General features: G+C 42.5%; 10 protein-coding genes and 1 riboswitch. Of the genes, 2 read left to right on the forward strand and 8 right to left on the reverse strand.

Going from position 1 to position 11279, the window contains the following annotated elements:
• Positions 1-55 precede the first annotated feature (55 nt).
• On the forward strand, positions 56-1777 hold the full coding sequence (locus tag JI665_RS05785) for a glycosyl hydrolase family 18 protein (protein WP_206837465.1): 1722 nt from the start codon (positions 56-58) through the stop codon (positions 1775-1777).
• A gap of 25 nt (positions 1778-1802) precedes the next feature.
• Here the strand turns inward: JI665_RS05785 and ade are convergent, their stop codons facing one another.
• The 8 genes from ade to JI665_RS05825 form a co-directional block, all read right to left on the reverse strand.
• Positions 1803-3545 carry an adenine deaminase gene (gene ade / locus JI665_RS05790; protein ID WP_206837468.1) on the reverse strand — a complete coding sequence of 581 codons (1743 nt, stop codon included), beginning with the start codon at positions 3543-3545 and terminating at the stop codon, positions 1803-1805.
• A gap of 38 nt (positions 3546-3583) precedes the next feature.
• The gene (locus tag JI665_RS05795) at positions 3584-4951 is read right to left on the reverse strand and encodes an NCS2 family permease (RefSeq protein WP_206837470.1); all 1368 of its coding nucleotides are present in this window, start codon (positions 4949-4951) and stop codon (positions 3584-3586) included.
• A 91-nt stretch (positions 4952-5042) separates the two neighbouring features.
• Complete coding sequence (locus JI665_RS05800) at positions 5043-5357, reverse strand: XdhC family protein (RefSeq protein WP_206837474.1); 315 nt, start codon at positions 5355-5357, stop codon at positions 5043-5045.
• The gene (locus JI665_RS05805; protein WP_206837478.1) at positions 5336-6172 is read right to left on the reverse strand and encodes an XdhC family protein; all 837 of its coding nucleotides are present in this window, start codon (positions 6170-6172) and stop codon (positions 5336-5338) included. Before JI665_RS05805 ends, JI665_RS05800 begins: the two co-directional genes overlap by 22 nt.
• 8 nt (positions 6173-6180) lie before the next feature.
• Complete coding sequence (locus JI665_RS05810) at positions 6181-8469, reverse strand: xanthine dehydrogenase family protein molybdopterin-binding subunit (protein ID WP_206837481.1); 2289 nt, start codon at positions 8467-8469, stop codon at positions 6181-6183.
• Positions 8466-9341: an FAD binding domain-containing protein gene (locus JI665_RS05815; protein ID WP_206837484.1), complete on the reverse strand. Its 876-nt coding sequence runs from the start codon at positions 9339-9341 to the stop codon at positions 8466-8468. The genes JI665_RS05810 and JI665_RS05815 overlap by 4 nt, the downstream gene beginning before the upstream one ends.
• Positions 9342-9356: 15 nt before the next feature.
• Positions 9357-9941, reverse strand: coding sequence for a nucleotidyltransferase family protein (locus JI665_RS05820; RefSeq protein ID WP_206837487.1), 585 nt, complete (start codon positions 9939-9941; stop codon positions 9357-9359).
• Between the two features lie 3 nt (positions 9942-9944).
• The gene (locus JI665_RS05825) at positions 9945-10433 is read right to left on the reverse strand and encodes a (2Fe-2S)-binding protein (RefSeq protein ID WP_206837489.1); all 489 of its coding nucleotides are present in this window, start codon (positions 10431-10433) and stop codon (positions 9945-9947) included.
• 183 nt (positions 10434-10616) lie between these two features.
• Positions 10617-10714, reverse strand: a riboswitch (purine riboswitch).
• A 164-nt stretch (positions 10715-10878) separates the two neighbouring features.
• On the opposite strand from JI665_RS05825, the gene JI665_RS05830 reads away from it, so the two are divergent.
• Positions 10879-11229 (forward strand): Na-translocating system protein MpsC family protein, encoded by a 351-nt coding sequence (locus JI665_RS05830; protein WP_206837492.1) that lies wholly within the window; start codon positions 10879-10881, stop codon positions 11227-11229.
• Positions 11230-11279 lie beyond the last annotated feature (50 nt).

Below are 11279 nucleotides of genomic sequence, written 5' to 3' on the forward strand. Positions count from 1 at the left end.
ATTTTCTTCCCATTATCTGATTATTTCGATACGATGGTTGAAGGGAGGAAATGGAATGTATAAAATTGAAACAAATCCACAAAAGTCTCCCGCTAAAAAGCTTATTTTAGCGGGGCTTTTGCTTGCTCTTATACTGATAACGTCAAGCATATTCGCGTTTTTATATCCTTTTGCCTCTAAGGAAAAGGTATCCTACTTTAAAGAAGATCATCCAATTTTGTTTAATGGCAAACAGACGGGCAATGCTTATATAGAAGGTGAATCGATCTACCTGCCTTTAACGTTTTTGCAGGAATTTGTCGATGAAGACATTATATTTGATGAACATTCAAAATCCATCATAATCGCCACAAAAAATAATGTTGTACAGATGCCACTTGAATCTTTGAGGTATTATGTGAATGAGAAACCTATGAAACTGGATTTTACAGCAGCTAAACAGCTGGGAAAAGACAGATATTTGTCGATCGAGCCGCTATTGGCTTTCTATCCAATTACTTATTCAATTCTATCTGATACAGGTGCAATATGGGTTCAAAAGAATGGGGAGTCAATGGTTTCCGGTAAGGTGAAGGAAAAAGGTATTCATGAAGAACTGCTTCGGCTGCGGACGAAAGACAGCCTGAAATCCCCTTATACGGCTTCAGTTTCTCCAAACGAGAATGTTTTAATTGAACAAGAAAAGGGAGACTACTATTTTATTAGAAAAGAAGACGGTACAGCTGGATATTTGAAGAAACAATACATCAAAAATGGTGAGAGCAAACAGATTGCTATTTCCCTTGAAGAATCAGTTAAAGCAGCGCCAGAAATGGAAGGACCTATACAGCTGACCTGGGAAGCTGTATATTCAAAAAATCCCAATACATCTAAAATTCCGAAGATGCCTGGCGTTAATGTCATTTCGCCAACATGGTTTGAGCTTGCGGATGGAAAAGGTTCCATCAAAAACCTGGGATCGAAGGATTATTCATTATGGGCAAGAAAACAGGGATACCAAATATGGGGCTTATTTTCAAATGCATTTGACCCTGTTTTAACACATGAAGCATTTGGTTCTTTTGAAACAAGGCAGAATATGATTCGGCAGCTTCTGCATTTCAGTCAATTGTATGAATTAAATGGGGTCAATCTTGACATTGAAAATGTTAACCCGGAGGATGGTCCATTAATAACGCAGTTTGTGAGGGAAGCCGCTCCGTACTTTCATGAAGCAGGTTTAGTCGTATCAATGGATATCACATTCATTTCATCCAGCGGTAATTGGTCAGCTTTTTATGAAAGAGATAAACTTGCCGTGATAGCAGATTATTTGGTTGTCATGGCTTATGATGAGCATTGGGGAAGCTCGCAGGTGGCAGGAAGCGTTGCGAGCCTGCCGTGGGTGGAAGAAAACCTGAAACATCTGCTGGAGTTTGTGCCCAATGAAAAATTAATATTGGGAGTGCCATTATATACTAGATTATGGGAACAAAAATCAAACGGGGATGTTTCTTCTAAAGCGCTTTCTATGAGCAAAGTGAAAGAATGGCTCAGTCAAAATAAAGTTACACCAGCATATGATCCGGAAAGCGGGCAAAATTATGCTGAGCATTTTTCAGAAAAAGATAAAATCACATACAAAGTGTGGCTTGAAGATGAAATATCATTAACAAAACGGGCTGAATTGGCAAAGAAATATAATTTGGCCGGTGTGGCAAGCTGGAGCAGGTACTTTGCAGATGAAACAGCTTGGGCAGCATTATCATTAAATAAGAAGGAAGTTACTAAGAAATGAAATAAGGCCGGAGAAAATCCCGGCCTTATTTTTCTGCTTCTACGTTAATGTGACAAAAAGATCTGACTGAAAATAATCCTCTATCAGTTAACTTTAGTTCAGGTATTACTGGAAGCGCTAAAAATGAAAGCGTCAAAAACGGGTTGAATTCCATGCTGCATCCGACTGTTCTTAGCGCATGATTCAATTCAGACAAACGTCCGAAAATAAATGAAGAATCCTGATCACTCATGAGCCCCGCAATAGGCAGGGGCAGTTCCGCAAGGATTTCTCCATCCTGGACAACAGCCAGGCCGCCTTTCATCGATGCAGTATGCTTAATGGCCGCCAGTAAATCTACATCAGAGGTGCCAGCTGCCACAATATTATGGGAATCGTGGGCAACCGTTGAGGCAATGCCACCTCTTGTAATCCCCAGTCCCTTAATTATGCCAAGCCCGATGCTTCCGGTGAGATGATGCCGCTCCACCACAGCCAATTTTAAATAATCTTTTTCAGGATTAGGCTGGAAATAGCCATTAAGTGAATCTGCCTTTTCCAACAGGTGTCTGGTCACAATGCTGTTCGGTATAATGCCGATAATATTGGCATCACCAGTTCCAATGTTGATGTTTAAATCTTCACCCTTTAAGCTGCCGATTTTGACGCTGTCCAAGATGGCAGGCGCAGGTTCGACGCTAGCCGGAGCTGGATCCTTAATGATCCCGTTTTCTGCAGCAAGTATTCCGCTCTTTATTACTTTTTCAATCTTAACCTTCCTAAGATCACTAATAAAAACCAGGTCGGCTTCATAACCCGGAGCAATAGCCCCTTTATTTTTCAGACCGAAGCATTCTGCTGCATTCAGTGTGGCGATTTGAACGGCGAGGACAGGATCCATCCCTTCCTTAATGGCCATTCTGACATTATAATCAATGCTGCCTTCTTTGATCAGGTCATCCAGATGCTTGTCATCCGTTACGAATAAACAGCGCCTTGCGTTATGTTCGCTGACAGATTTAAGAAGTGCTAATAAGTCCCTAGCCGCAGACCCTTCCCTCAGCATCACATACATCCCTTTTCGCATTCGGTTCAGCGCCTCTTCAGGGTTTATGCATTCATGGTCTGATTTAATGCCTGCTGCCATGTATATATTAATTTCATCTGCATTAAGTCCTGCTGCATGCCCATCGATGTTTTTTCCTTTGCTATGTGCGTCTTCCAGTTTTTTTAGCATTTCTTCATCATTGTTCATAACAGCAGGGTAATCCATTACTTCGCCAAGACCGAGTACTCTCGGGTGGCCGTAATATTGTTCAAGATCCTTATAACTGAGGGAAGCGCCGGCATTTTCAAATAGAGTTGCAGGCACACAGGATGGAAGCATAAAAAATACATCAAGCGGGATCGCATTTGAAGATTCCAGCATGAAATCAATGCCTTTTGTTCCACTGACATTGGCTATTTCATGAGGGTCTGCAATGACAGTCGTTACTCCATGCGGAAGGACAACATTGCTGAATTCTGCAGGGGTAACCATCGCTGATTCAATATGGACATGCCCATCAATGAACCCGGGGGCTATATAGCTGCCCCCAGCATCAATCATTTCCTTCCCTTCATAGCTTCCTAAGCCTGCTATGAATCCATCGGCAATGGCTATGTCTTCCTCGATGATTTCACGTGTAAAAACATTTATTATCTTCCCATTTTTAATAACCAGGTCGGCAGGAGTTCTTTTGGCTGCCACGTCAATTCTTTTTCGTAACGTTTCAATGGTAAGCTTCATATGGACTCCTCGCTTTTTAAATAATGACAGTCATCAGATTAATGTCCGCCCATAATGAAATTAATAATAAAGGCAGCACTGACAAAATACATGATCCAGTGGATTTGATGATGCTTGCCTGTAAGAAGCTTAAGCAGTGTATAAGAGATAAAGCCGAATGCCAGTCCCTGGGCGATACTGAAAGTTAATGGCATGAGAACGATTGTTAAAAAAACAGGAATGACATCAGTGAAGTCATCGAAGCTTATATGTTTAATTTCACTGAGCATTAAGGCACCAACGAGTATAAGAATAGGTGCTGTGGCTACAGACGGTATGAAATAAATGAGAGGAGCAAAAATGAGTGACAGGAAAAATAATACAGCTACAGTTAAAGCAGTTAAGCCAGTGCGTCCGCCTTCCGAGATCCCTGTGGCGTTTTCCACATAAGCGTTTAAGGCAGTGCTTCCGAAGGCTGCACTTGCCATCGTGCCGACTGCATCTGCCTGAAGGGCACGATCCAGATTTTCGATTTTCCCATTTTTATCAGTAAGGCCAGCTTTTCTTGATAATCCGATGAGGGTAGCTAAATTGTCAAATAATTCTACAATAGTAAAGGAGAAAATGACTGAGATGATGCCATATTTTATTGCTCCCATAATATCCATAGCTAAAAACGTCTCAGACATGCTTGGGAGACTGAGAGATACAATATCACTTACACCCTTTGGGTAGGCAATGAAGCCAACAATCATGGCCAGCGCACTTGTACCCAATATACTAATAAGCAGGGCGCCTTTTACTTTCTTTGCCATCAGGAGGGCGGCAATAATTAATCCGAATAGGGCAAGAAGCGGCCCCTGGCTTGTGATGCTTCCCAGGCCGACAAATGTAGCTTCATTTGCGACCACAAGTTCTGCATTTTTTAAGCCAATAAAAGCAATAAACAAACCAATTCCAACACCAATAGCTGACTTTAAGACATCCGGGACACCATCTACGATTTTTTGGCGGACTCCCGTAACGGTCAAAATTAAAAACACAATACCCGATATAAATACAGCTCCAAGGGCTGTTTGCCAGGATAGACCTTGGCCAAGGACGACTGTGTAGGCAAAAAAGGCATTCAGCCCCATCCCCGGAGCAACCGCTACAGGGAAATTTGCCCACAGTGCCATTAGAAGAGTACAGAAGACACTTGCGTAAATAGTTGCAGCAAGTGCGGCTTCTTTTGGTATTCCTGCGTCAGCTAAGATAATCGGGTTGACAAAGATGATATAACTCATTGTCATAAACGAAGTAACACCTGCAAGAATTTCTGTCTTTACATTGGTTTTTCGTGCGGATAGCTTAAAGAGCCGTTCTAAAAGGTTCCCATCAGAGGCAGACGGGAGGCCCGACCCAAGATCCTTTCCGATCATCGACATGAAAAGTCACTCCTTCTTCATGGTAAATGTCCATCCTGCAAAACAAACTGACTTGAACCATGGAATAGGCGGGAGTTATACATTATTTTGGTTAAATAGGTTCAATAAAGACATCCATAATTCCACCGCAGATTCCGCCATCTTCAAAAAATAGCCCTTTTGTTAAATCAACGCGCTTTTGACCTGGAGCATTCGATTGGATGACTTCGAAAGCCATCTCAATCACTTCGGCTTCACCGCAGCCCCCGCCAATTGTACCTTCGATTCTTCCGCAGGGAAACACAATCATTCGGCTTCCCGTTTTCCTCGGAGTGGACCCTTTGGTGCGAATAATGGTGGCGAGCGCTGCTTTCTCACCTCCTTTCCTGACTTCCATGGCACGCTTTATGAGCTGCATTTGGTCCATTCGCCAGCCCCCTCATGGAAACCCATCTTTGCATACTTCTTAATTTGTGTACTTAAAGAGTTTCCAGATTTTTGATTTTTTACTTTCAGAATTTCTGCCATGATACTGACTGCAATCTCTGCAGGTGTTTCTGCTCCGATATCAAGTCCCACAGGGGTGTATAGATTGGCAAAGGTTTCATCCGGAAAATCCTGCTGGAGTTCTTGAAAAACACCAGAGATACGTCTTCTGCTGCCAATCATTCCTATATAGCCTGCCTGACTGTTCCTTTTTAAAAGTTCATTCAAACTGAGAACGTCATATTTATGCCCCCTGGTAAGAAGGAGAATATAGGTTTTTTCCGATATTTCAACATGCCTGAAATAATGCAGGTAGGATTGGCAAACCACTTCTTGTGCAAATGGAAATCGTTCTCTGTTTGCGTACTCTTCCCGATCGTCTATTACTGTGACGAAAAATCCCAGCATCCGTCCCATTTCTGCCACGGGTTCACACACATGGCCCGCCCCGGCTAAAATCAAGTGGAGCGGAGCAGGGAAGTATTCTGCAAAACATTCAATTATCCTGTCCTTCCACACAAATTTCACAGTGCCGGACCGTTTTTTGCTCACTATTTTACTGCATTGTGTTATTAAAAGATCTTTCACATCCTGTGGCAGCAGCAGTGAGTCTTCAGTGCAAAAGCTCCCATCTGGCCATAATAAAGCTTTGGCTCCGAGGACCTTTTTATCAGGATAATCTGTTATGGTAAGCAGAAATGTGTCTTTCCGGTTATTGGCTGACTCATTTAATTTGGCAAATAAATGGGGGCTCATCAATTGGATCACCTTGCAGATTGGATTTTTTGTTTTTTGAGATCTTTCAGTGCATTAAAAACTCTTTCGGGAGTAGCGGGCAGATGGCAGATTCTAGCTCCTGTTGCATCATATATGGCCGACATGATAGCTGCAATAATCGGAATCATCACAACTTCGCCAATTCCCTTTGCCCCAAAAGGACCAGATTGTTCGGGCTCTTCAACAGGGAAGGTCTCAATCAATGGCGTCTCGCGAATAGTGGGGATGATATAATCAGTAAAGTTTCGTGTCTTATGGTAACCATTTTCTATCAGCACATCTTCAAAAAGGGTATAGCCGATGCCCATTACTGCTCCGCCTTCAGCCTGGCCCTCTAACCCCTGGGGATTAATGACTTTTCCTGCATCAGGGATGGAAACAACCCGCAAAACATCCGTCTCGCCTGTTAAAGTATCTACTTCAACCATCACGACATGGGTCAAATATCCGTATAAATGATGGGGAGCACCCCCAGAACCTTTGATTTCTTCCTTTTCTTTTGGCAGGTAGAAGTGTCCTTCTACTCTGGCAGACTGATGATGGTCAAAAAGGTACTTATAGATAGACTTATAGGGTATGATTTGTCCATCGGCTGAAATATGGTTTGGTCTTAAGTCAATTCTTGATGCTTGCAGATTCAGCATTTCTGCAGCTGTTTGAATAAGAAGTTCAGTCATCTTGGGCGCTGCTGCCGCAACAGCTCTTCCGCCGGTATAGGTGGAGCGGGAGGCAGTTACAGTACCGCCATCAAGTGTTTTCAGAGTATCTCCTTGAACGATCATGATATTGCTGATATCACAGTTCAGCATCTCAGCCGCTATCTGGGCGTACACAGTGCTATTGCCTCCGCCGATTTCCTCGCATCCGACACCTACAAGAAATTTTCCGTCGGGCAGAAGTTCGATAGAGGCGGCTCCATAATCAGGCAGTCCAATTCCCATTCCAATGCCATGAAAGGAAGTTGCGAGGGACACACCCCGTTTTTTCCATGGCTCACTCACTTCGGATTTATACTTTTCACGGTTCTTCCACAGATCGCAATTTTCTGCGGTTTCAAGTGTTTTATAGGTGCCTACACTGGATTTGACAATGTGGCCGACACTTGAAACGTCGCCTTGATGATAGACATTTTTTTTGCGCAGTTCAATTGGATTCATTCCCAGTTTTTCTGCAATCATATCCATATGGGTTTCAATTCCCATACATACCTGGTTGACGCCAAAGCCTCTGAAGGCACCGGCAATGCCATTATTGGTATAAACACAGAAGCCTTCAAGATCCACATTTGGAATTTTATAAGGACCGCAGGAATGTTCGATTGCCAGAGCGATGACTGCCCCTCCGAGTGAAGCATAGGCACCGGTATCTCCAATAGCAGTTACCTGATTAGCGAGCAATGTGCCGTCTTTTTTGGCAGCTGTTTTCATTTTGACTTTAAAAGGATGCCTTTTTATGCCCGCAATAACAGATTCTTCTCGGCTTAAATGAATTTTTACCGGCCGCCCGTTTGTATGCATGGCAAGGAGGGCCAGATAAATTTGAACCGTAATCTCATCCTTCCCGCCGAATGCTCCGCCAATAGGACTTGAAATGACTCTTATTCTTTCAGGATTATAGGCAAGGGACCTTGCAATCTGCATTCGATCGCGGTACGCGTATTGGCCAGGGCAGCGAATTGTGATGAACCCTTCTTCATCCATAACTCCCCAGCCGCCTTCTGTTTCAATAAATGCATGCATTTGGCGGGGGGAAAAGAAGGTATTCTCCACAACGATGTCAGCTTCTTCGAAGGCTTTTTCAATGTTTCCGTTTTTTATTTTCACATGGCTGTGCAAATTGCCATCAGGATGAAGCTTTGGAGCAGAATCTGTTAAGGCATATTCTGCATCAGCAACAACTTCGAAAGGCTCATAATCCACTTTGATTAAAGTCAGTGCCTGTTCGGCAATTTCAGTGGTTTCAGCTGCAACCAAGGCTACAGCATCTCCAGTGCACCGTACGACATCTGAGCACAGAACAGGCTGATCGGGAACAACAATCCCAAATCCATTAAAGCCGGGTATATCTTTATGGGTGAGTACACAAATAACACCAGGGAGGCTTTTAGCTGCTTGAGTGTCAATGGATTTAATTTTGGCATGCGGATATACAGACCGCAGCACTTTGCCCCAAACCATATCGTCAAATTGGTAATCGGTCATATATTTTAATTCTCCGGTTACTTTTTCCGGACCATCAATTCTTTTTACTCTCTTTCCAACCCATTTGGTGCTCACTGGTTTTCCCACCTCCTGATTAGACGGTATAATCCTCTTTCCAGTAAAGCACTTGCCATATCTCTTCTATATGCAGCAGTTGCTCTTCCATCTGAAATGGGCATGACCTCTTTCCAGGCAATTTTGGCGATGTTCTGGATTAAATCATCGTTTAGCTGCCCCAGGGTAAGCATTGATTCACATTTGCGTGCACGGATAATAGTCGGTGCCACAGATCCAAAGGCGATTTTTCCTTCGATGCATTTGCGGTCCTGGTCCATTGTGAGTGAAATGGCAATATTCACAATGGAAATGGATTGTGCTTTACGGGGGCCAAGCTTTTGGAAAATGCCTATTTCATTTGGTTTTTGCGGTTTAATTAGGATTTTTGTAATCATTTCATTTTCTTTTAAAATGGTCCTGCCTGGACCAATGATAAACTCTTCGATTGGAATGATTCTCTTTTTCGTCAGCGAGGCGAGTTCAAGCATTGCACCGAGAGCATACAAAGCCGGAAGGGTATCGCCTGCAGGGGAAGCAGTACCAATATTGCCGCCGATTGTTCCCATATTCTGCATTTGAGTGGCCCCGACTTCTCGGGCTGCTTCTGCGAGAACATCCGCTTTTCTCTGCAGAAGCGGTGAATGAATCAAATCGGTATGTGTGGTCAAGGGGCCAATATGGATAAAATCTTCCCTTTCTTCGATATAGCGCAGCTCTTTTACGTTTTTAATATTAATCCATATTTCTGGCCGCCATTTGCCTTCCTTCATCCGGACTGCTGCATCTGTACCGCCGGCTATCAATCTATGTTTCCTGCCTTCCTTGGATAGCTGGGTCAGACACTCGGATAGAGAGGAAGGGGTAATCATGTCAATTTCAGAAACGAGCATTGATTTACCTCCAGGTTATTTTTTTAGTGCATTTATATAATCATCCTGATTATTCAGGTTAAGATGAATCTGATCATTTTCCATGGGCACCTCAAGAAGAAATTTTTCATGCTCTTGAATTACATCTCTCAAACCCATTCTTTCTTCCTTGATAGATAAAAGATCGTTCCTCAATTGGGCGGAAAAGAGGATAGGGTGCCCTCTTTTTCCTTGATGGCTTGGAACTGCAATCAGGCTGCCTCTTTTTACAAGTGATTCTGCAAGCATGTTAATGGTGAGTGATTGAAGCGGCTGGTCAACGGATGTAATAAGAATCGTTTCTGCTGACTTTACAGCGGTTTTAACCCCAGAAATGATTGAGGAGCATTTTCCTTCATAGAATTGTTCATTAATGATGATTTTGATAGGGTATTTCTTTGCGATGGGAATGAATGCTTCGGCTTTGTAGCCCAAAACGACAACAATGTCAGAAAATACTGATTCCCTGAGGTTTTGCAGCTGATGCTCAAATAAGGTCGTTCCTTTCCACTGCAGCAGTCCTTTTAAAGTACCCATCCTGCTGGATCGGCCTGCAGCAAGAACAATAGCTGTATGTGTCATAGACTATCTGGCTGTTTCAGGTTCGGATATTTTTTTTGCAGCAGCGGTCTGAACTGCCTTGATAATTTTTGTATAGCCTGTACAGCGGCATAGGTTGCCCCCTAATGCTGTTTTAATTTCCTCAACAGATGGAATCGTGTCAATTCTATCTAAGAAAGCTTTAGCTGATACGATGATTCCCGGAGTACAGTAACCGCACTGTGTTGCTCCTTCAGCAATAAATGATTCCTGAATTACATCCAGATTTGGTGATAAGCCGACTCCTTCACAAGTCGTGATCACCTGGTTTTCCGCCTGACCAGCGAGGACTAGACAGGAGCATACAACATCTTTATTGATTAGTACAGAGCAAGATCCGCATTCTCCCTTTCCGCAGCATTCCTTGCTGGCAGTCAATCCTAAATCTTCCCTCAAGACATCCAGGAGCGTTTTTGCAGGCGGGCAAACGACCGTACGTTCCTTTCCATTAACAATAAATTTAATGCTTTTCAAATCTTCGCCTCCTCAAAGAACTTTGAAACTTTAAATGACGATGAGAAATTATGTGAGTATTTTGTAAGGGTTAATAGCCTGGCGAGCAAGAAGAGGTATTTAAGCTATGATATTATGCATATTCTTCTAAATAGACTAATAAGCACAAAAAAATTCCTGCACAAAAGGTTCCTGGCTGCTGTCCACAGGAAATATGCCTTTCGTAGATAGGAATTCCGGTTCCTAGTAGAAACCCTCAAACCGATTATTGAGGTTATACGAAAAATTCTATTTGATTTTTCAGTGTGCTGAAGGGAGGTATTATCAAGACAATTATTGAAATAGAGGGGGAGTTGATTTGTAGTGTAATAGTTAAGTTAATATTTTGTCAAGTGAGAATTTTCTGATAAATGGTATTGACTTATAAAACTGCCTTGTTTAATATAGTGAATAACAGGAGGACTACATGACTGTAATAACCTCAAAATTCCATCAATCATTAAAAAAAGATCTCGCTTTTCTTTATAATCGTGTCAATCAGGAGATCTATGGTACAGGCGTAAAAAAACAGCGTCTTGAAACTTTTGATGATAGAGTCATCATATTTGCACAGCATAAGCGTGTTCAGGCACTGCATATGCTAAGCCAGAACTTTCATCACCTGACAATATCGGTTGATTCAGCATTGATTGTTGAATTTAAATCGCTTTTAAAGGGCCTGATTGAAGATTCTCTCCATTTGAAAGTCAAAACGATTTTAAAAGATTACGATCCTGATACCGAAGAAGCATGCACGGTTATTTATTTTAAAGAATAGCAGTTTTACATTATGTTTGGGGAAGCTGTGCATGCCGCGGTTTTTCTTAA

Source organism: Bacillus sp. NTK034, assembly GCF_017303275.1.
Classification (GTDB): Bacteria; Bacillota; Bacilli; order Bacillales; family Cytobacillaceae; genus Cytobacillus.